The 19,850-nt window shown below is 68.2% G+C and carries 25 protein-coding genes and 1 pseudogene; 20 read left to right on the plus strand and 6 right to left on the minus strand.

Annotation, left to right across the window (positions count from 1 at the left end):
* Positions 1-8: 8 nt before the first annotated feature.
* From IU476_RS30490 to IU476_RS30510, 5 genes are all read left to right on the plus strand, one after another.
* Positions 9-857, plus strand: a complete 849-nt coding sequence (locus IU476_RS30490) for a sugar phosphate isomerase/epimerase family protein (protein WP_195105751.1) — start codon at positions 9-11, stop codon at positions 855-857.
* Positions 858-865: 8 nt separating this feature from the next.
* Positions 866-1,684: an alpha/beta fold hydrolase gene (locus IU476_RS30495; RefSeq protein WP_195105752.1), complete on the plus strand. Its 819-nt coding sequence runs from the start codon at positions 866-868 to the stop codon at positions 1,682-1,684.
* A gap of 189 nt (positions 1,685-1,873) precedes the next feature.
* Positions 1,874-3,280, plus strand: coding sequence for an MFS transporter (locus IU476_RS30500; protein ID WP_195105753.1), 1,407 nt, complete (start codon positions 1,874-1,876; stop codon positions 3,278-3,280).
* 37 nt (positions 3,281-3,317) lie between these two features.
* Positions 3,318-4,274, plus strand: a complete 957-nt coding sequence (locus IU476_RS30505; protein WP_195105754.1) for a LysR family transcriptional regulator — start codon at positions 3,318-3,320, stop codon at positions 4,272-4,274.
* Positions 4,275-4,431: 157 nt separating this feature from the next.
* A complete protein-coding gene (locus IU476_RS30510) occupies positions 4,432-5,226 on the plus strand; it encodes an alpha/beta fold hydrolase (RefSeq protein WP_324194454.1) in 795 nt (264 codons plus the stop codon).
* A gap of 84 nt (positions 5,227-5,310) precedes the next feature.
* Here IU476_RS30510 and IU476_RS30515 read toward each other — a convergent pair whose 3' ends face one another.
* Entirely contained in the window at positions 5,311-5,748 is a 438-nt protein-coding gene (locus tag IU476_RS30515; RefSeq protein WP_195105756.1) for a VOC family protein, read from the minus strand.
* A gap of 136 nt (positions 5,749-5,884) precedes the next feature.
* On the opposite strand from IU476_RS30515, the gene IU476_RS30520 reads away from it, so the two are divergent.
* Positions 5,885-6,355, plus strand: coding sequence for a GNAT family N-acetyltransferase (locus IU476_RS30520; protein ID WP_324194448.1), 471 nt, complete (start codon positions 5,885-5,887; stop codon positions 6,353-6,355).
* 70 nt (positions 6,356-6,425) lie between these two features.
* The gene (locus tag IU476_RS30525) at positions 6,426-7,181 is read left to right on the plus strand and encodes an ATP-binding protein (RefSeq protein WP_195105758.1); all 756 of its coding nucleotides are present in this window, start codon (positions 6,426-6,428) and stop codon (positions 7,179-7,181) included.
* 25 nt (positions 7,182-7,206) lie between these two features.
* Here the strand turns inward: IU476_RS30525 and IU476_RS30530 are convergent, their stop codons facing one another.
* On the minus strand, positions 7,207-7,731 hold the full coding sequence (locus IU476_RS30530) for a histidine phosphatase family protein (RefSeq protein WP_228824564.1): 525 nt from the start codon (positions 7,729-7,731) through the stop codon (positions 7,207-7,209).
* Between the two features lie 126 nt (positions 7,732-7,857).
* Positions 7,858-8,220, minus strand: a complete 363-nt coding sequence (locus tag IU476_RS30535) for a MerR family transcriptional regulator (RefSeq protein ID WP_195105759.1) — start codon at positions 8,218-8,220, stop codon at positions 7,858-7,860.
* A gap of 367 nt (positions 8,221-8,587) precedes the next feature.
* On the opposite strand from IU476_RS30535, the gene IU476_RS30540 reads away from it, so the two are divergent.
* From IU476_RS30540 to IU476_RS30560, 5 genes and pseudogenes are all read left to right on the plus strand, one after another.
* The gene (locus IU476_RS30540) at positions 8,588-9,013 is read left to right on the plus strand and encodes an Hsp20/alpha crystallin family protein (RefSeq protein WP_195105760.1); all 426 of its coding nucleotides are present in this window, start codon (positions 8,588-8,590) and stop codon (positions 9,011-9,013) included.
* A gap of 304 nt (positions 9,014-9,317) precedes the next feature.
* On the plus strand, positions 9,318-9,530 hold the full coding sequence (locus tag IU476_RS30545) for an Rv3202a family protein (protein WP_195105761.1): 213 nt from the start codon (positions 9,318-9,320) through the stop codon (positions 9,528-9,530).
* Between the two features lie 31 nt (positions 9,531-9,561).
* Positions 9,562-9,759, plus strand: a pseudogene (locus IU476_RS36445) (cold-shock protein); the annotation flags it as partial.
* A 172-nt stretch (positions 9,760-9,931) separates the two neighbouring features.
* Positions 9,932-10,105, plus strand: a complete 174-nt coding sequence (locus IU476_RS30555; protein WP_195105763.1) for a hypothetical protein — start codon at positions 9,932-9,934, stop codon at positions 10,103-10,105.
* Between the two features lie 47 nt (positions 10,106-10,152).
* The gene (locus IU476_RS30560; protein ID WP_195105764.1) at positions 10,153-10,335 is read left to right on the plus strand and encodes a hypothetical protein; all 183 of its coding nucleotides are present in this window, start codon (positions 10,153-10,155) and stop codon (positions 10,333-10,335) included.
* 104 nt (positions 10,336-10,439) lie between these two features.
* On the opposite strand, the gene IU476_RS30565 is transcribed toward IU476_RS30560, so the two are convergent.
* Positions 10,440-11,186 (minus strand): YoaK family protein, encoded by a 747-nt coding sequence (locus IU476_RS30565; protein WP_195105765.1) that lies wholly within the window; start codon positions 11,184-11,186, stop codon positions 10,440-10,442.
* A 348-nt stretch (positions 11,187-11,534) separates the two neighbouring features.
* Here IU476_RS30565 and IU476_RS30570 point away from each other — a divergent pair, with 348 nt between their 5' ends.
* Positions 11,535-12,404: an SDR family NAD(P)-dependent oxidoreductase gene (locus tag IU476_RS30570; protein WP_195105766.1), complete on the plus strand. Its 870-nt coding sequence runs from the start codon at positions 11,535-11,537 to the stop codon at positions 12,402-12,404.
* Positions 12,405-12,509: 105 nt separating this feature from the next.
* Here IU476_RS30570 and IU476_RS30575 read toward each other — a convergent pair whose 3' ends face one another.
* Complete coding sequence (locus tag IU476_RS30575; RefSeq protein WP_195105767.1) at positions 12,510-12,938, minus strand: response regulator; 429 nt, start codon at positions 12,936-12,938, stop codon at positions 12,510-12,512.
* 353 nt (positions 12,939-13,291) lie between these two features.
* On the opposite strand from IU476_RS30575, the gene IU476_RS30580 reads away from it, so the two are divergent.
* The 7 genes from IU476_RS30580 to IU476_RS30610 all read left to right on the plus strand — a co-directional run bounded on the left by IU476_RS30580 (position 13,292) and on the right by IU476_RS30610 (position 19,354).
* A complete protein-coding gene (locus IU476_RS30580; RefSeq protein ID WP_195105768.1) occupies positions 13,292-14,116 on the plus strand; it encodes a metalloregulator ArsR/SmtB family transcription factor in 825 nt (274 codons plus the stop codon).
* 2 nt (positions 14,117-14,118) lie between these two features.
* A complete protein-coding gene (locus IU476_RS30585) occupies positions 14,119-14,718 on the plus strand; it encodes a dihydrofolate reductase family protein (protein ID WP_195105769.1) in 600 nt (199 codons plus the stop codon).
* Between the two features lie 138 nt (positions 14,719-14,856).
* A complete protein-coding gene (locus IU476_RS30590) occupies positions 14,857-15,981 on the plus strand; it encodes an epoxide hydrolase family protein (protein ID WP_195105811.1) in 1,125 nt (374 codons plus the stop codon).
* A 106-nt stretch (positions 15,982-16,087) separates the two neighbouring features.
* Positions 16,088-16,855: an ABC transporter ATP-binding protein gene (locus IU476_RS30595; protein WP_195105812.1), complete on the plus strand. Its 768-nt coding sequence runs from the start codon at positions 16,088-16,090 to the stop codon at positions 16,853-16,855.
* Positions 16,852-17,829 (plus strand): aliphatic sulfonate ABC transporter substrate-binding protein, encoded by a 978-nt coding sequence (locus tag IU476_RS30600; RefSeq protein ID WP_195105770.1) that lies wholly within the window; start codon positions 16,852-16,854, stop codon positions 17,827-17,829. The genes IU476_RS30595 and IU476_RS30600 overlap by 4 nt, the downstream gene beginning before the upstream one ends.
* Positions 17,830-17,918: 89 nt before the next feature.
* Positions 17,919-18,629: an ABC transporter permease gene (locus IU476_RS30605; RefSeq protein ID WP_195105813.1), complete on the plus strand. Its 711-nt coding sequence runs from the start codon at positions 17,919-17,921 to the stop codon at positions 18,627-18,629.
* Positions 18,630-18,754: 125 nt separating this feature from the next.
* Positions 18,755-19,354, plus strand: coding sequence for a hypothetical protein (locus IU476_RS30610; RefSeq protein WP_195105771.1), 600 nt, complete (start codon positions 18,755-18,757; stop codon positions 19,352-19,354).
* Positions 19,355-19,361: 7 nt separating this feature from the next.
* Here IU476_RS30610 and IU476_RS30615 read toward each other — a convergent pair whose 3' ends face one another.
* Positions 19,362-19,772, minus strand: coding sequence for a helix-turn-helix domain-containing protein (locus IU476_RS30615; protein ID WP_195105772.1), 411 nt, complete (start codon positions 19,770-19,772; stop codon positions 19,362-19,364).
* Positions 19,773-19,850: the final 78 nt, after the last annotated feature.

Consider the following 19,850-nt stretch of genomic DNA (forward strand, 5'->3'; position numbering starts at 1 on the left):
GAGCAGCCATGAGCCCGATGCCCTTCGCGTATTCGGTGAATCAATTCACCACGACGCCATGGTCTTTCGAAGAAGACGTGGCGCATTACACCGAGGCGGGCGTGGAGGTGATCGAGGTCTGCCAGGAGAAGCTCGACCCCGACCGCGGCGGCGAGCAATTGGCGGCGGCCGTGGCGGCGGGTTTGTCGATCCAGTCCGTGCAGCCGTCGGTGCGCACCATGATTCCCAGTGCGGGACAACCGGAACCGAAGGAACTGCCGGAGCGAATCGCGGCGTTCCGGCGGTGTGTGGAACTGGTGGCGCCGTTCGCGCCCGGGGCCGCGTTCGTCACCAACACCGGCCCGGCCCCGGAAGGCGACATGGTCGAAGCCACCGCCCGGACGGTGTCGAGCCACCGCGAATTGGCCGCCATCGCCGCCGATCACGGTGTCCGCATCGCGCTGGAACCGCTCAACCCGGTGTCGCTGAACCAGGAGACCGCGATCTGGACCTTGCGGCAGGCTCTCGACATCGTCGAGGAGATCGACCGCGCCGACGTCGGCCTCTGTTTCGACACCTGGAATCTCTGGCAGGACGGGCACGTTCGCGACAGCCTGCGTGCCGCGGGTGACCGGATCATTCTGTTGCAGGTCAGTGATTGGCGCACCCCTCGCTCCAGCGCCGACCGTCGCAATATCGGCACCGGCGCGATCCCGACCGGGGAATTGCTGCACGCGGTCTACGACACCGGCTACCGGGGACCGTGTGTGCTCGAAATCCTGTCCGTGCACGTATCGGACTCCGTCTACGACACCGACCTCGACGAAGTCCTCCGCACCAACCGCGCCGCTCTGAACAAGAGCTGGCACGACGATTGAGAGCCGCGATGGGATATGTGCGAGCCAGTGACGGAATTCGGTTGCATTACGAGGAATTCGGGTCGGGCCCACCGCTGGTGATGATCCACGGGTGGACATTCAGTAGCCGGTTCTTCGACCGCAACGTCCCCGCCTTGGCCGAACACGCACGGGTGATCACGCTGGACCTGCGCGGCCACGGCGACTCGGACAAACCCGCGCACGGTTACCGCATCGCCCGCTTGGCCAAGGACCTGCACGACCTGCTGACCGCGTTGCGGCTGGAGCGGCCGACGGTGCTCGGCTGGTCGCTGGGCTGCCCGGTGATCTGGAGCTATCTGGAAATGTTCGGCGCCTACCGGCTCGCCGGTGCGGTGTTCGTCGAACAGACCCCGCGTCAGTACTACGCCGTGGACTGGAAGTACGCCCATTACGCCTGTTTCGACGACGCCGCACTGGCCGCGCTGCAAGCACAGGTCAGCGCGGACCCCGCCGGCCAGGACCGCCAACAGCTGGACACCATCATGCGCACCGAACCGACCCCCGGCGAGCACGCGATATTCCTGGCCGAGATGGCCAAGTGCCCGCCGTTCGCCCGCAACGCCGTCATGGCCGACCACACCCGCGCCGACTGGCGCGACCTGCTGCCGACCCTCGACCTGCCGACCCTGGTCCTGGTCGCCCGGCAGGACAAGGTGTTCGACTGGCGCGGGCCCGCCTGGGTCGGCGAGCATGTGCCCCACGCGCACACAGTGTTCTTCGACGACAGCAACCACGCACTCTTCCTGGACGAGGCCGAAAAGTTCGAACAAGTCGTCGGCGGATTCGTGGCCCGCCATCGTGGTTAGCCCTGCGCGAATCGAAAGGGATTGCCCCACCGGCGTTTACACGGTCTCGTTGTCAATTGCGAAAGATTCGGTGTTTCCGGTCGCCCCCTCGATCTCCTTACGTTCGAGTGCATGCGAGAGCGAACAACTGGGACTCGGCCGGAGTACTCGGATATACCGATCGGCGCGGACATCCGCGAAACCGATGCAGTGGTGCGGCCGACGCGCGCGGGCATTCTGCTCGCGGTGGTTTCGGCGGCGATCTTCTTCGACGCGCTCGATCTGTCCATCACGCAGATCGCGCTGCCGAGTATTCAGGAAAGCCTGCGGCTGTCGGCGAGCACCTTGCCGTGGGTTGCCGCCGGCTATGTCGTCACCTATGGCGGGTTCCTGCTGTTGGGCGGCCGAGCCGGTGACTTGCTCGGTGCCCGAAGGGTTTTCCTCGCCGGACTGGCGATCTTCGGCGCCGCCTCACTCGCTTGCGGGCTCGCCGGCGGCGCGACCGTGCTCATCGCCGCGCGCGCGGTGCAGGGAGTCGGCGCGGCGCTCACCGTGCCTGCCGCGGTCACCGTGCTGGCCACCGCGTTCACCGAGGAACGGGCGCGGAATCGAGCATTCGGGGTCTTCGCCGCCGCGGCGTCGAGCGGGTTCGGGATCGGCCTGGTCCTCGGTGGGTTGCTGACCAGCGGGCTGTCGTGGCGATGGATCTTCCTGGCCAAGGTGCCCGCGGTCGCGCTGGTCCTGCTCGCCGCGCTGCGCGCCGTTCCAGGCCGTGTGGACCGCGAGCGGTCTCGCGGTGCTTACGATCTGGCCGGCGCGATCGCGGGCACCGGCGGCGCGGTACTACTGACCTACGGCGTGACTCGAGCCGGCAACCCGGGGACGGCCGCGGTGGATATTGCCTTGCCGCTCGCCGGAGCGGTCGTGTTGATCGGGTTGTTCGTTCTCGTCGAACGGCGAAGCCGAATGCCGTTGCTGCCGTTGCGGTTACTGACGCAAGCAGGGCTTACGCCGACCAACCTCGGGACGCTGACGGTGCTCGCTGCGCCGTTCGGCGTGTCGTTCGTCGTCACCGTGTACGTGCAAGATGTGTTGCGGCGCTCGCCCTGGGATACCGCGCTGGTGCTGCTCCCGGGCGCGATGCTGTCGGCAGTGGTCGCCCGCTACCTGGCACCCTTCCTACTCGACCGACTCGGCCTTCGCGTGAGTTACGCGATAGGGCTGACCACCGTCGCCGCCGGGGACGCGATCCTGTTGGCGCTCACCGAGGCGACCTGGATTTGGGTGGTGATCGTCGCGACAATCATCAGCTTCGGCCTCGGCATGGGCCTCGCCTATCCGTCGGCGACGATGGGTGGGGTGCGCGGGGTCGCGCCGAATGATCAAGGGGCAGCGGCCGGTCTCAACAACACCGCGCTACAGATCGGCGGTGCGCTCGGGCTGGCGATTGTTGCCACGGCAGTGAACATCGGCGCGGGCGGCCAATCGCTGACGCACCTCGGACCCGACGCGGCTCAGCTTTCGGTGCGATATGGTGCGGCCGCGGCGATCATTCTGCCGCTGCTCGGCGCTCTCGTCGTGGTCTTCGGTCTCGCACGCATCGATCGCCGGGAGTAGTCGCCGGGGAATTATCTGCCGACGCATTTCGCTGCCCATGAGCATCATGGGCGTCGAGCTGAAACAACTGCGGTACTTCGTGGCCGTCGCCGGGGAACTCAACTTCTCGGCGGCGGCTCGACGACTCTATGTTTCTCAACAAGCGCTCAGCCGGATCATCCAGCAACTCGAGCACGAACTCGGTGTGCGGCTGTTCCACAGAACCACCCGATCGGTCACTCTGACGGAGGCGGGTCGGGCACTGCTGGTCTCGGCGCAATCCGCCCTTGCCGCGGTCGATGACGCCGTACAGTCCGCTCAGCGCGTCGGGAGTTCGCCACGGCCGCTGCGTGTCGATCTGTCGTCCGGCAGTCTGCGTACTCCCGCTCTGATTCTTCGAAAACTGCGTCGTACCTATCCGGACCTTCCGCTGCAATTGGTGGAAGACGGTGTGCCACGCGGACTCACCGCACTCGCCGACGGTCGGTTGGACGCCTTGATCGGTTTGGCCACGCACTGCCCGCCCGACATTCCCGCGGAGTCGGTTCGTCGCGAACCGGTGTTGTTGGGCATGGTCGCCGAGCACCCGCTCGCCCAGATGACTACCGTTCCGGTCTCGGCACTCGCCGACACCGAACTGCTGCTGCCGTCGGACTTCGCGGCCATCGAGTGGGTGGAGTTCGTCCGAACCTTCTGCGCCGAAGCCGGTGTCGAGGTTCGTCGGTGGCCGGGCGCCACGCACGGCGGCGTGGCCGCTGCCGATGTTCTTCGCGACGTCGGTTGCGTGACCCCCACGGTCGCGTGGGCGGAGCCACCGGCCGATCTGGTGTTCCGACCGCTGGTCGAGCCCACTCCCGTCCTCACCTGGTCGGTGATGACCGCACCTGCCGCCCATGGATCGGACGAGCTCGGGGCCTTTCTCGCCACCGTCCGATCCCTCGCGGGTGCACAGCACAATCATTCGCCGATGCGCTCCGGTGCGGTGCGGCCGACGATTCACAACGGTGCGCTGTAGGTGGCGCGAATTCTGCTGTTTCCGGACCGGACCGTTGTTTCCCTACCGTTGAATCCGTTCAGCCGCAGAGGGAAAGGCTCTCGCCATGCCGATCGTCAACGCCGCCGGAGTCGATGTGCACTACGAGATCGAAGGTACGGGACCCGGTCTGGTGTTGGTGCACGGCAGCAGCATGAGCGCCGCACAGAACTTCGGTCATCTGGTCGCCGAATTCGCCGACCGGCGTACGGTGGTGACCCCCGACTATTCGGGTAGCGGCGAGACGGCCGAGCCGAATGTGCCATTGACCCTGGATATCCTTGTAGGCCAGGTTATTACGGTAGCGGAGGTCGCCACCACCGGTCCCGTGGATATGCTGGGATTCTCGCTCGGTGCGGTCGTCGCGGCGGCCGTGGCAGCGCGCCGCCCCGAACTGATCCGTCGCTTGGTACTGGTCGCCGGGTGGCCGTCGAGTAACGATCCACGGCTGCGTCTCGGATTGCGGGCGTGGGCCGACTCCTTGGCCGCGGGTCCCGATCTCGCCTCCGCGGTCGCACCGCTGCTGGCCTTCAGCCCCGCCTTTCTGAGTTCCTTGGGCCCCAACGGTTTAGCGGAATTGCGGAGCGCACCCCCGGAGCCTGGAACGCCCGGTCAGATCGCCGTCGATCTCGAGATCGACCTGCGCGCCGAGTTGCCTCGCATCACCGCACCCACTCTCGTAATCGGCTGCGCCCAGGACAATTTGATTCCTGTCCGACATGCCCGCGACCTCCACGCGGCCATCCCCGCCAGTCGGTACACCGAAATCGACAGCGGCCACGTCATCTTCTTCGAGAAGCCGGTCGAACTGGTATCAGCGGTACAGGAATTCCTCTACGCCGATGACCAGTCGCGTCCACCCGCCGTTACCGAGACGGCCACTGCTGCGGTCTCCCCCGCTCCCACCGCGAGACTCGGGTCGCCGGACAGATGAGCGAAGACGAGGAATTCGCCGAGGGATTGGTTGCAGGCCCCCGCCGCGCCCCGCAACCACAGCACCACTGCGCGTGGCGGTACGTCAGCTCTTCTTCAGCTCCTGGGCGAGCATCAAGAGGATGTCGCTGGGGCCGCGGACATAGGTGAGCTTGTAGGTGTCTTCATAAGTCGCCACGCCGCGAAGCGGATGGCAGCCGTGCCGCGCGGCTATCTCGAGGGCTTTGTCGATGTCGTCGACCGAGAACGCGACGCGGTGCATGCCGATCTTGTTGGGAGGGGTGGGTTCCGACTCGATCGCTTCGGGATGAATGTATTCGAAGAGTTCCAGATGCCCCTGCCCGTCCGGCGTCCGGAGCATGGCGATATTCGCGTGATTGCCGTCGAGACCGACGGCAGTGTCGGTCCACTCCCCACTGACCGTGTCGCGGCCGACGACCGTGAGACCGAGGTCGGTGAAGAAAGCGATCGCCGCTTCCAGGTCACGAACGGTGATGCCGACATTCTCGAGTTTGATGGCCATGCGTCGCATGCTACCGAGCCGAACCGGTCGTGCCCGCCCACGCGAATTCGTTGGTGGCAGTGCTCGTGTGCTGGATATCGTCGAGTCCGATGTGCGGAGTCGGCGAATACGAAGGGCGCTCGTGATAGAGGTACAGGTGCTGCGAACCGATGACTGGCGGATATGGCGTCGGCTCCGCCGGGAGGCATTGGCGGAAGCGCCGGCAGCGTTCGGCTCGACGCTGGCCGAATGGAGTGGTCCCGGTGACACCGAAGCTCGGTGGCGGGCGCGATTGACCGACGTTCCGTTCAATGTGATCGTCCGGCGGCACGGAATTCCGGCAGGCATGGTCAGCGCCTACCGCGCCGAAAACGCTGCGGCCGAATTGATTTCGATGTGGGTCGCACCGTTCGCGCGCGGCCTGGGTGTCGCCGACGCGGCAGTGCACGCGGTCCTGCGCTGGGCAGACGGCCGAGCAGTCGGCTTGTCGGTGAAGACCGGCAACCAGGCCGCGATCCGACTGTATGAACGCCACGGATTCACCGACGCGGGCCGCTCCCCCGACGATGCCGACGAACGACGCATGCTGCGGCCCGCGCGGATGGTCCAGATGTCCGACGCACGGTGAGGCCGCCTATGTGACTCTGCCGTCCGCCGCGGAGCCGGGCTCGTGATGCGCCGGTTAGTCTTGGCGCTCAATGGACCACGTGCTCGTCACCTGGAGTCGATCCGTAATCGACAACTGCTCGATAGTCCAGCCCCGCGGTGAACTCACCATGCTCACCTACCGCCAGGTGAGCGACGATCTCGTCAAGTTCGCCGTCGACCAGCCGCGCGCCGTGATCGTGTCGCTGGCCGACCTCATCGTGCCCACCGGTCCGCTGCTGACCGCGTTCACCAGCGCGTGGCTGCGCGTCGACACCTGGCCGGCGGTGCCGCTGCTGCTGGTGGCCCCGGCGCGCGGGCAACGGGACCGATTGCGGGCGGCCATGGTCGACCGGTTCGTCCCCGTCTTCGCTACCGTGCCCGCGGCGATTGCCGGTCTCGCCCAGCAGCCCACCCGCCGACGCCGATCCACCGATCTGGCCAGGACTCCGGCCTGCGGCAGACAGGCACGGCGATTCGTCACCGAAACCTGTGAACGGTGGGCCGTGCCCGCCGCCGGCAGCCCCGCCGGGCTTATCGCCACCGAACTGGTCGAGAACTCCCTGATACACGCCGACAGCACCGACGACATCGGGCTCCGGCTCGAACTCCGCCGCGGCGTCCTCACCGTGGCGGTATCCGACACCGACTTCCGCGAACCAGTACTGCGCGATCGCTCCCCCGACTCCTACCGAATCGGCGGCCTCCGCCTGGTATCCGGATTCTCCCAGGCCTGGGGCAGCTCGCCTCGCTGGCCCCACGGCAAAATCGTCTGGGCGACACTACGAGTAGACCGCTCCCCCAACTGATTGGATGGATACCGAATCTTGGCGGTCATCGCCCCCGGTCGTCCAGGTGAGCGGTGTCGGCGAGGCTGACCAGCGTCCGGTTGCGCCAGTAGTCGTCGTGGCGTAGGTGGGTGATCGCGCCCGGGGTTGTCGCGAAGGACGCGAATCCGGTGGCTTGGACGGGGATGCGCATCCAGGCGGTGATGACGAACGTGAGCGCGTATCCGTGTGTGACCACGACATGGTCGTAATCGGTGTCGGCCATCAATTCTCGTGTGCAGGCGTCGACGCGGGTGGCGACCTCGCGCCGAGTCTCCGCGCCCGGAATGGGGCCGCGGTGGTCGAGCCGATCGTCATCGGGGGCGGGAATCTGCCTGCGCGCGAGCCAATCGTTCGGGCGGCCTTCGGCTTCGCCGAAACTGATCTCGCGCAGCCGCGGATCCGTGGAGACGGCGGCGTCCAGGGTGGTGGCTAGGATCGTTGCGGTTTCGACGCATCGGGCGAGGTCTGATGTCGTGATGCGGATGGGCCGCAACGGGTCTCGGCGGCGCTGCAATTCCTGGGCGACCAAAGTGCGCGTCGCGGCGGCCGGGTGGGGTCAGGTGCGAGTCGTACCAACCGCCGACGAGGTCGTGAAGGGTGTGTTCGGCGTGTGGGTGGCTCACGACGTAGAGATTGCGGCCGAGGCCGGGCGGGGTCATACGCGCTGGGGGTCGTCGCGGAGGCGGTCGCGTTCGGCGGTGAGGACGGTGTTGCGTTGTTGGAGCAGGGTGTTGTGTTCGCGTAGGGCCGTGTTGTCGTCTTCGAGGTCGAGGATTCGGGCGATGGCGGAGAGTTGGATGCCTTGGCCGGCGAGTTTGGTGATGCGGTGTAGGCGGGCCAGGTCGTCGCCGCTGTAGCGGCGGGTTCCGCCGGCGCTGCGGGCGGGCCGGATCAGGCCGTGTTGCTCGTACAGGCGGAGGGTCTGGACGCCGATTCCGGCGAGTTCGGCGGCCACGGAGATGGTGTAGACCGCTTGTTGCCCATCGGGGAGGTGTCCCCGCGACGGCTGCTGTTCCATCTCACTCCTTCCTGCCGAGGCCACCAGAATATCCCCTTCACTCTCACCACAGAGTCTCTGGGTGGTATCGAACAAATCTCTATCAGAAGTAACAGATTACCTGCAGGAGACGAGCCGGAAGCGACCAGTAGGCCGGGGTCCTACGGACGGCCACACACTGGCAGGTTGACCACGCCGGACGCACACTCAGCTGAGCCAGCGAACGATAGAACCCCGCAGCCGAGACACCGACATCCTCTGGTCAGCACACATTTCGACGGGAACATCTTGCACTCGACCCGAGGGAGTGCTAAACAATATCTGTGTCAACTGACACAGGTTTCCTGAGTTGCTTTGGAGATGAACGAGGTAACTGGAGGTGATGGCCATGTTGATGCGCACTGATCCTTTCCGTGATCTGGATCGTCTGGCTCAGCAGGTCTTCGGTACCGCGGCGCGCCCGGCGGCCATGCCGATGGACGCGTGGCGCGAGGGCGACGAGTTCCTGGTCGAGTTCGATCTGCCGGGCGTGGACCCGCAGTCGCTGGAGCTCGACGTCGAACGCAACGTGTTGACCGTGCGCGCGTCGCGACCGGAACTGGACTTGGACCGTTCGATGGTGGTGGCCGAGCGCCCGCGCGGCGTATTCAGCCGACAGCTGTTCCTGGGCGAGAACCTCGACACCGACGCGATCCACGCCGACTACCGAGACGGCGTACTGCGGTTGCGAATCCCTGTGGCGGAGAAGGCCAAGCCTCGCAAGATCGCGATCGAGCGCGCCGATCAGGAGCAGGCCAAGGTGCTCACCTCCTGACCACGCAGACCCGGGCGTTTCGGCCGCCCGCCGCGCGCGGCCCGCCCGGCCGGCTCTCGACGGTCGATGTGAGTTCAGGGAAGTGAGGTGATGCCTGTCAGCGAACAGCGACGAGGCCACCGGCCATGTTCGTAGGGCGCGGAGTTCGTCGAGTCCGTAGAAGGCACCGACCGCCCGGTCCCGCGCGCGGCGCGGCGATCGAAGCGAGTGCACCGCCACCGATCGTGGCATTCCGGACCGCGGACCCGCGCCCGATTGCTACGGCAACACCTCCGGTTCACGTTCGAGGAAGGAGAAGATCGCCATGACCGCCGTCGAATCGGGCAGCGGCCTCGACCGCGCCGAGCAACACACGCCCGTCACCGACCACGACGTCGGTTTGGACGCAGAGGCATTGCATCCGCTGGCCGAACGCATCCGCGCCGCGTTCGACTCCGCGTCCGTCACCGACCGCATCGACCAGAACTGGATCACTCCCCACGACGATGACGATGACTACTACCACCTCGCCTACTGATATCGACCCCCACAGCCCGGAGGTGGCCGAGTTGCCGCGCTGGCAGCACGGCCGGGTCGACTGGTTCAACGCCGAGAAGGGTTTCGGATTCATCAGTCCCGACGACGGCAGCCCCGTATTCGTCGAATACAGCGCGATCGCGACCCCCGGCTACAAAACGCTCTCCGCCGGGCAGCACGTGGTCTTCACCGCCACCGACACACCTCGCGGGCCCGAGGCCACGCAGGTCATCGTCTACCCCATTCCGATACCGCCCGTGCACGCCCCCGGCACGGTTCACCTGCCCACCCGCCGCCGCTCCGTCTCCGACACCCGTAGCCGAGCGGCCGCATAACCCCTACGCACCGACCATGGGTCCGCTCCCACGAGGTGCGGACCCAGACAAGTGGAAGGAACACTTTATGACCGCGCCGTGCGCACCTCACAACCGCGACCGAGTCGAGAGCCCGTCACCCCGGCCCACCGCGACCGAGAGCGACCCCGCGGCCGTGGTGCGCTGGCCCGACCCGAGCCCGCTGCAGGCGTGGTGGGAGGACATCATGCGCCCGGCCCGGCAGCCCGGCCTGGTGGCCTGAATCTTCTTTCGGCAGAACAATATTCACGATGATCGGAGGTGATGCGCATGTCCACGATGACCGTTGCGAGCGGGGCCGCCATCGCGCTGGCGATCGTCGTCGCCTACGCGATCGTTGCCGCTACCTATTGGTGGGAGAGCCGCGACGCCCACACCACCGGCGAGCACACATCCCACCTCGACCGGCACCGCACCCACCAGAACACGAAAACGCCTGCGGCTACGGGATAGTCGCAGGTTTCAAGCGCCACCGGTCGGTGACCACCTCGGGCTTCGAGGTGGTCACCGACCGGTAAGTTCACTCGCACTACGAGACTCGTCGCAACTCCGGCTCGTCACAGTCGGCGATGGTGAGCCTCTCGCACTCCCTCGAAGACGCCTCGCTCGACGACTTCTCCCTCGACGATTCCGCATTCGACACTGCGAGGACATGACGCTGCCGGTCGTAGACCTGTCCGGCGAGCGCGATCATGACGCAGACCGCGGCGGGCAACAGCAGCGCCGCCTCGCCGATGCGGGCTCCCCACCACGGTCCCCGCGACACTGCCGGCGATGAACGTGACAACCGTGGCCGACAACACGGTCGCCCGCCAGCGATCGAAGCTGTGCCGGCGGGACCGCCCGATGAGCAGGCCGAGATCGGTGACGGTGCCGGTGAAGTGGGTGGTGCGGATCTGCATCGTGCGCAAGCTGGAGGTCGTCCCGTTCTGCAGCCCGCACGCGAGCGCGGCGAGGAAGACCGACAGCAGGTCCCCCGCCGAGACGAAGGCCAGAACGAGGAGTAACGCCTCGCCGGTCATGATGGCGCTGTGCCGAGCCCCGGCATGGGTGCTCGCGGGCGCGAGTATCGCACCCGCCGACGCCGCACCCAGCAGAAATCCCAGAATGATGGCGACGAGCAGACTCGTCTCGAACATCCACGGACTGGCGGCGTCCATCCCTAGTTGCGTCGTCGTCGCGGTCACGTTGGCGACCGGTATGGCCAAGGTCAGGATGGCCACCGCATTGACGAAGCCCGCGACGGTCGCGAGCAGTGATCCGTAACCGAGCACCAGAGCGCGGTGCGGCGTGATGAGGCTCATGACAGGCATACAGCTCCCCGAGTTGTTGTGTCTGACATAGGGCAAACAGGACATATAGGTACCAAAAGACCCTCAGAAAATCCTGTGAAAATCCCCGCCCGAGCCCGAAACCACAGCGCCCCAACCCAATCGGCGCTCACCGCCCACCCGGTTCCCCGCAGCGAATCACCCTGCGCCCCAGCCACTTCGCCGAGCGGGAAACCGCACGACACACTGTGGCAGCGCGGAGAATGCCGTAAGTGGCTGCCGCAGAACCAGTGTCGCGGCCACATACCTCCCGGGCAGGCGAGACGGTATCCGCCAGGTTGCGTCGGTCGTTGTCGGCTGTCCTGTGCGTAGGCTGCGGGCATGGCCTTCTCGCCGTTCGCTGGTTTGGGGCGCGCACTCGGTATCAACCGCGGCGGCCGTCCAGACTTCTTCGAGGGTGCGGTGGTGGCAATCACCGGGGCCGGGTCGGGCATCGGCCGTGCCCTCGCACTCGAACTGAGCCGGCGGGGCGCCTATTTGGCGCTGGCCGACATCGATACCGACGGGATGGCCCGAACCGTCGGCCGGTGCACGGGGCCGGGCGCCGTTTCATCGACCGGTCTCGACGTCGGCGACCGCCCGGCAGTCGAACGGTACGCCCGCGACACGATCGCCCGATTCGGCCGCGTCGACATCGTGATCAACTGTGCCGGGATCCTGCACGTCGGCTCCGCGCCTACCTCCCCGGTCTCCGACTTCGACACCGTGATGCGCACCAACTTCTTCGGCACGCTGCACGTCACGACGGCGTTCCTCCCCGCCCTGCGACGTTCCGACAGACCGGCCCGAGTCGTCACCATGTCCTCCGCCGTCGCTCTCGCGGCCATGCCCGGACACGGTCCCTACACGGTCTCGAAATTCGCGATCCGCGGCTTCACCGAGGCACTGCGCGCCGACCTCGCGGATACCGAAATCGAAGTGGTGGGCGTGTATCCCGGCGGTATCCGCACCACCATCGCCCGCTCCGCCCTTGTCGCTCCCGACATCGACAAATCCGCGGCGATCGCTCGATTCGAGCACCGCGTCGCCCGCACCGACGTACACGCTGCCGCAGTCGCGATACTCGCCGGCGTCACACGCGGCGCCCCACGCGTACTGGTCGGCGCCGACGCCCGCCTCGCCGACCTCGCCGCCCGCATCGGCGGCCCCCACTACGACAAACTCATCACCCTCGCCGCCAAATTCACCTGACCGAGTCCGAATCTCTGTCGAACCATTGGCCTCAGCTGGGCCGTCGGCAGTGTGGTGGCGTCCGATGCGGGCCCGCGCAGCGGTTCGCCGCCGACGGTGACGTAGTCACCGGGACAGGCGGGACCGGATTCGGGTGAGGAGGTCGACTGTGCGGAAAGGTTTGGGGAGGTAGTCGCAGGCGCCGGCGGCGATGGCGGAGGCGATGACGTCCGGGTCGGTTTCGGTGGAGACGATCATGATCGGGACGGCGCTGTCCTGGAGCCGGCGGCAGACCTGGATGCCGGGGAGGTCGGGGAGGATCAGGTCGAGCAGGACCAGGTCGGGGTGCCACCAGTGGGCGGCGGCGACGGCCTGGTGGCCGGTCGCGGTGCCCATCGCGTCGAAGCCGGCGCCCGACAGCACGAGCAGCGCCATTTCGGCTGTGGCGGGATGGGTTTCGACGACCAGGACGCGGCCGCGTGCCGGGCCGGAGGCGTCGTGCATCGAGATGAGTGGCTGAGGTGCCCGCTCGGGCGACAGCGGATGTGTGTTCATGCGTGACCTCTTCGCCGATCGGATCCCCCGACCCGTCGCTTCCCGTCGCCGTCGGCTCTCGGCCTGGCTGGCCGAACAGTGTGTTTCGGACGCCGGACCTCGAACGTAGGCCCGCCAGCAACGGTTCAGCAATAGAACGGGGGGATTCCTGCTCCGGATGGCCCGATCGACGCCGTTTCGTGATCTTCGCACCGGCCCGAACGGCTCGACCGTGACCGGATCGAGAGCAATCGAACACCGGAAAGCCACTCCGTACCCGATCGGTGACGGCACAGCGACCGAATCCGCGCTGGCCCGAAGCCCGCCGAAATATTCCTTGACAGGAATATTCTCCATAGTGAATACTTCTCGGCATGGAAGAGATCGCCTCAGCACTCGGAGACGGCGCACGGTGGCGCATCGTGGAGCTGCTCACCGAACGCCCCCGGTCGGTCGGCGAACTGGCCGAGCTGACGGGCCTGCGGCAACCGCAGACGACCAAGCACGTCCAGACCCTCGCGCGCGCCGGTCTGGTGACGGTGTCGCCGCTCGGGCAGCGCCGCATCTGCGCGATCGAGACGGCGCCGCTGACGGCCCTCGCCGACCGGCTGCGTGAGTTGATCGCGACCGCCGACGCGCACGGGCACGAGCGCGACGTGATCGCCCGCTACCAGGCCGCGATCGAGGCCGACACCGCGCGCGCCGACCGCGCGCGCTGGGCGGACGGCCGCCACTTCACCTTCGAGCGTCTGCTCGCCGCTCCCCCGGAACGTGTCTGGCGGTATTGGACCGAGCCGGAACTGCTCGCGGCCTGGTGGGCGCCGCCGTCGATGACCGTCGTCGACTGCGCGCTCGAGCCCGCACCGGGCGGCCGCGTCGTCCTCGAATACCGCGATGCCGAGGGCCGGTACCGCTCGGCGGGGCGGGTGCACGCGGCGACCGCACCCGGGCACCTCGCCTTCGACCTGTCGGTCCTGGACGCCGCGGGCGCGGTCTCCTTCACCGGCCACTACGACCTGCGCCTCACCGCCGACCCCGCGGGCACCCGGCTGCGGCTGGACCTGCGCATCACCGAAACCACCGTCGCGGCCGTCCCCTACATCGCCGGTATCGAAACCGGTTGGGGCCAGGTCCTCGACGGACTCGCCGACGCCGTCGGCACCACTGGCCACCGCACTGTCACGGAAAAGGAAGCATGATCATGAGCAACTCGACCACCCGCAAGGTGACCGCCAACATCAGCCTCACCCTGGACGGCCGCTACCACGGCCCCGGCGGCCCGGGCGACATGGGGGCGATCGTTCCCTACGCCGTCACCGAGGTCGCCCGCGACCACCTCACCCGCCTCTGGGAGAACGCCACGACCGCGGTGCTGGGCCGCCTGAACGCCGAAGGGTTCCTGGGCTTCTGGCCCACGGTGGCCGCCGACGAGAACGCCGACCCGCGCGACCGCGGCTACGCGAAGTGGCTGGTGGACACGGAGAAGGTGGTGCTGTCCACGACGCTGACGCGGGCGCCGTGGGAGCGCACGCGCGTGGTGAACGCCCCGGCCGCCGACGTCGTCGCCGACCTGAAGGCCACCGGCACGGGCGACATCCTGGTCAACAGCAGCGCGAGCGTGATCAAGCCGCTGCTCGCGGCAGATCTGCTGGACCGGCTGTACCTCCTGATCACCCCGGAGATCGCCGGCGGCGGCCCGCGGCTGTTCGACGACGGCCTCCCGAACTCGAAATGGCAACTGGTGCATCAGGACACGGGCGCACTCGGCGAGCTCGCACTGATCTACGACCGGATCCGCTGAGTGCCGCGCCCGGCCCCGTGCCCGGAGCCGCTCCGTGCACGGGCGGGGCGCCGCACGCATACTCGGCCCGGCTCATCGGCGAATTCGCCGGCGGCTGAAGCGGCGGCGCGGGCGGCGACAATGGTGGTCATGAGCGATATCCACCCGTTTCGGATCGACGTCCCCGACGGCGTGCTCGCCGACCTCCGCCGCCGCCTGAGCGAAACCCGGTGGCCCGAGGCGGAATGCGTCGACGACTGGAGTCAAGGCGTGCCGCTGGCCTATCTGCGTGAGCTGGCCGGGTACTGGGCCACCGAATACGACTGGCGCACACGGGAAGCCGCGCTCAACGAGCTGGGCCAGTTCGTCACCGACATCGACGGCCTGCCCATCCATTTCCTCCACCGACGCTCACCGCACCCCGATGCCTTCCCGCTGATCCTCACGCACGGCTGGCCCGGCTCGGTCATCGAATTCGGGAAGGTGATCGGGCCGCTCACCGATCCCACCGCCCACGGCGGGCGCGCCGAGGACGCCTTCCACGTCGTCTGCCCCTCGCTGCCCGGCTACGGCTTCTCCGGCAAGCCCGCCGCCACCGGCTGGAACGTCGCCCGGATCGCGGCGGCCTGGGAGACGCTCATGACGCGGCTGGGCTATCGGCGGTACGGCGCGCAGGGCGGCGACTGGGGCGCGGCCGTCACCACCGAGATCGGCCGCGCGGTCGGCCACTGCGTCGGCATCCACACCAACATGCCGATCGCCACCCCGACGGCGGAGGCGCTGCGCGATCCGACCGAGGCCGAACGCGAGGCCCTCGCCGCGCTGCGGTACTACCGGCGCTGGGACTCCGGTTACGCCAAGCAGCAGTCCACCCGGCCGCAGACCCTCGGCTACGGACTCGTCGATTCCCCTGTCGCGCAACTGGCTTGGATCGTGGAGAAGTTCTGGTCCTGGACCGATTGCGACGGCCACCCCGAGAACGCGCTGACCCGCGACGAGATCCTCGACAACGTGACGCTGTACTGGGTCACCGGCACGGGCGCCTCCTCGGCGCGGCTGTACTGGGAGAGCAAGGCGGCGTTCGGGCGCGGCGACCGCGTCGAACTGCCCACCGGGGTCGCCTCGTTCCCGAAGGAGATCGGCCGCGCGCCCCGCTCGTGGTGCGAGGACAACTACAACATCACGCGCTGGACCACGATGCCGCGCGGCGGTCACTTCGCGGCCTTCGAGCAGCCCGAACTCTTCGTGGACGACGTCCGGGCATTCTTCGCCACCGTGCGCTGACCCGCCGTAATCGGACATTTCGATCACCGGATGTTTAATGCTGGCGGCCGCCACCGCCGCTGCCTAGCGTGCAACGGTGACCTCGACCGCCCTCGGTCCCGCGGCGATCTCGATTCGCGCACTGCGCTTCTCGTTCGGCACCGTGCCGGTGCTGCGCGATATCGACCTCGATATCGCGCCGGGCGAGATCATCGCGGTGGTCGGCGCGTCGGGCAGCGGGAAGTCCACGCTGCTGCGGCTCGTCGCCGGGCTCGAGCGGCCCGGCGGCGCGATTCGCGTGGACGGCGTGCCGGTCACCGGCATCGACGCCCGCAGCGCGGTGGTGTTCCAGGAGCCGCGACTGCTGCCGTGGCGGGACGTGTCCGGCAATGTCGCGCTGGGCCTGCCCGCGGGTACGCCGCGCGCGGAAGGCCGTGCGGCCGTGCGCCGGTGGCTCGAGGTCGTGGGTCTGGAGGGCTTCGGGAACTACCGGCCGCGGCAGATCTCCGGGGGCATGGCGCAGCGCGCCGCCCTGGCCCGCGCCCTCGTCCGGCGGCCCGGGGTGCTGCTGCTCGACGAGCCGTTCGCCGCGCTCGACGCGCTCACCCGGCTGCGCATGCAGAACCTGCTCGCCGACGTGCACCGCGAGGTCGGCACGACGATGCTGCTCGTCACCCACGACATCGACGAGGCGCTGACGCTGGCCGACCGCGTCGTGCTGCTCGAGCCCGGGAACCCCGGCGCGGCAGCGGGTTTCACCATCGGCACGGTGCTCGACGTCCCCGCCGAACGGCCCCGCGACCGTTTCGATCCGGCGTTCGCCGACCTTCGAACCATCCTGCTCGACCGGCTCGGAGTGCCCGGCCGCAGCACCGTGAAGGAGCACATCCGATGAGGTTCCCCACCGCGCTGACCGCCGTGGTCGCCGTTCTCGCCGCCACCGTGTCCGGCTGCGTGGCGGGCGAAGGGAGCGGCGGCTCGGGCGCGCGCGAAATCCGTTTGGACTACGCCTATTACAACCCGCTGAGCCTGGTCGTCCGGGAGCAGCGACTGCTGGAGAACCAGGGCATCGCGACCACGTGGGTGCAGTCCGCCGGCAGCAACAAGGCCAACGAGAACCTGCGCGCGCGGGCCATCGATCTCGGGTCGACGGCGGGTTCGGCGGCGCTGCTGGCGCGGGCCAACGGCACCCCGATCAAGAGTGTGTACGTGTACAGCAAGCCCGAGTGGTCCGCGCTCGCGGTTCCGGCGAATTCCCCCATCACCGAGCCGAATCAATTGCGCGGCAAGAAGATCGCCGCGACCAAGGGCACCGACCCGTACTTCTTCCTGCTGCAGACGCTCGCCACCGCGGGGCTGTCCGGCAAGGACGTCGAGGTGGTCAACCTCCAGCACGCCGACGGCAAGACGGCGCTGGAGCGGGGCACGGTCGACGCGTGGGCCGGGCTGGATCCCTATCTGGCACAGGCCCGGCAGGAGAGCGGCGCGCGGCTGGCCTACCGTAATCCGGACTTCTCGACCTACGGTGTGCTCAACGCCCGCGAGGACTTCGCCACCGCGCATCCCGACCTCGTACAGGCGGTGATCGACGCCTACGCGCAGGCGAAAGCCTGGGCGGCGCAACACCCGGACGAACTCACCGCGCTGCTGGCCCGCGAGGCGAAGATCGCGCCGGCCGTCGCCGCCGAGGAACTCGAACGGACGCAGCTGACCGTCGACCCGGTGCCGGGTCCGGCGCAGCGGGCCGTGCTCGACCGGGTCGTGCCGATCATCGTCGCCGACGGCAGCGTGCGCTCCGACGACGACGCCCGCACCGCGCTCGACTCCCTGATCGAACCGGAATTCGCCGCGCGGCAAGGCAATCGGTGACCGCGACCGCGAACCCCCGGGAGACCGGCCGGACGTCGCGGGCGCGCGGGACCGGGTGGCGCGGGGCGGCGCTCGGTGTGCTGCTGCCGCTGCTGCTGCTCGGGCTCTGGCAGGCCGTGACGGCGGCCGGGATCTACTCGCCGAGCCAGCTGCCGCCGCCCGCGGACGTGGCGGCGGCGGTGGGCGAACTGGCCGGGCGCGGCGAGCTGTGGCAGCACCTGGCGATCAGCGTGCAACGCGAAATCCTCGGCTACACCGCGGGAGCCGTCGCCGCGCTCGCGCTCGGCGCGCTGATCGGCGTCTCCGGCACCGTGCGCGGCCTGCTCGCCCCGACCGTCGAGGCGCTGCGGACGGTGCCGTCGCTGGCCTGGGTGCCGCTGTTGCTGCTGTGGCTCGGAATCGGCGAGCAGCCGAAGATCGTGCTGGTGGCGATCGGCGCGTTCTTCCCCGTCTACACGACGACGGCCGCGGCGCTGTCCCAGGTCGATCCGCACCTGCTCGAGGTCGGCCGGGCCTACGGCCTGCGCGGCCGGGTGCTGCTGGTGCGCATCATGTTTCCCGCGTCCGCGCCGGCCGTTCTCAACGGGCTGCGGCTCGGACTGGTCAACGGCTGGCTGTTCCTGGTCGCGGCCGAACTCATCGCGTCCTCGAAAGGGCTGGGCTTCCTGCTGATCGACAGCCAGAACACCGGCCGCACCGACATCATGCTGCTGGCCATCGTGCTGCTGGCGCTGCTCGGCAAGCTCAGCGACGTGCTCTTCGGTATCGTGGAACGCAGGGTCGTCGAACGCCGCTACTGACACCGCGTCGAGTCCTTCCGGCGCATTTCCCCGTGCGATCGCCCACACACGGAACAAACTCAGCGGTCCGAGCCGTTACTGTCGCAGCATGACTCAGCTCGGGCAGCAGTGAAGGACACCATCGCATGACGACAATCCGGTACCCCGGCGCCGAGTCCGTCGAGGAGATTACCGCACGGTTCATGCTGTCGATGCCCGGCGGCATGCTGCCGATGCTGTGCGGATTCCGTTACGACGGTGAGAGTATCGCCGCCGACTTCGTGCCCGCGCAGCTGACCGAGGACCAGGCCGACCTCGACCCGCATCCGATTCACGCCAGCGCCGCGCAGCTGCGGCGCAATCTCGGCTCCGACATGTTCGGTTTCGGCCTGGTGTTCATCGTGTTCGCCGATCAGCTCGACGGCCGCGACGAGAACCGGCACATTCCGGCTCAGGTCCGCACGGCCGCAGAGCAATTGCCCGGCGCCGACGATCTGATCGCGGCCGTCACCATCGACGCGACCGGCCGCCAGTGGTGGGCGGTGGTCCCGCGCCACCTGCCCGACCTGGAGCCGGTCCGCATCCACGTGCCGGCCGCGCCGCGCGAGGACTGGCGCATCCCCGAGAACATCACCGCGTGGCTGTGGATGGCCGCGCTGGCGCTGGACCAGTCGAACCGGCCGCGCCTGCGCCAGCTGCTCGAGCCGGAGGGCTACGGCGGCGGCACGGCTTCGTTCATCGTCTGATCGCTCGTCAGCGGTCGGTGTGGTACTCCGAAAGGCCTTCGCTGACACGGAGTTTGTCGGCCATGGCGGCCAGCAGGTTCTGCGACTCCTCGGAGAGGTCGAAGGCGCGGCTGGACAGCCGGCGCAGGGTGTAGCCACGTAGCTGCGAGAGCAGTTCCAGGTCGTGGTCGACCCGGGCGGCGTAGAGGTCGTCGGTGAAATACTGCGGTTCCACTTTGAAGAACTTGGCCAGCGCCGCGGCCGTCTCGGGCGACGGATTGGTGCGCTGCCCGGACCGCAGTTGCGACAGGTAGGGCTTGGACACCGGCTGGCCCGCCGCGGCGAGGCCGGCCGCGACCTCGGCGTTGGTCAGCGGCGGGCGGCCGGGAGGGTGAACCGTGGCGAACAACTTGTTCAGCCGGTCCGCGAAACTCGCCATGATCCCCGCAAACTCCTGAGTTCTATTTCTTCGAAACGGCGGGCCGCCCGCGCACGCTGACGTGTTCCGCGGCCCTCG

The organism is Nocardia blacklockiae, assembly GCF_015477355.1.
Classification (GTDB): domain Bacteria; phylum Actinomycetota; class Actinomycetes; order Mycobacteriales; family Mycobacteriaceae; genus Nocardia; species Nocardia blacklockiae.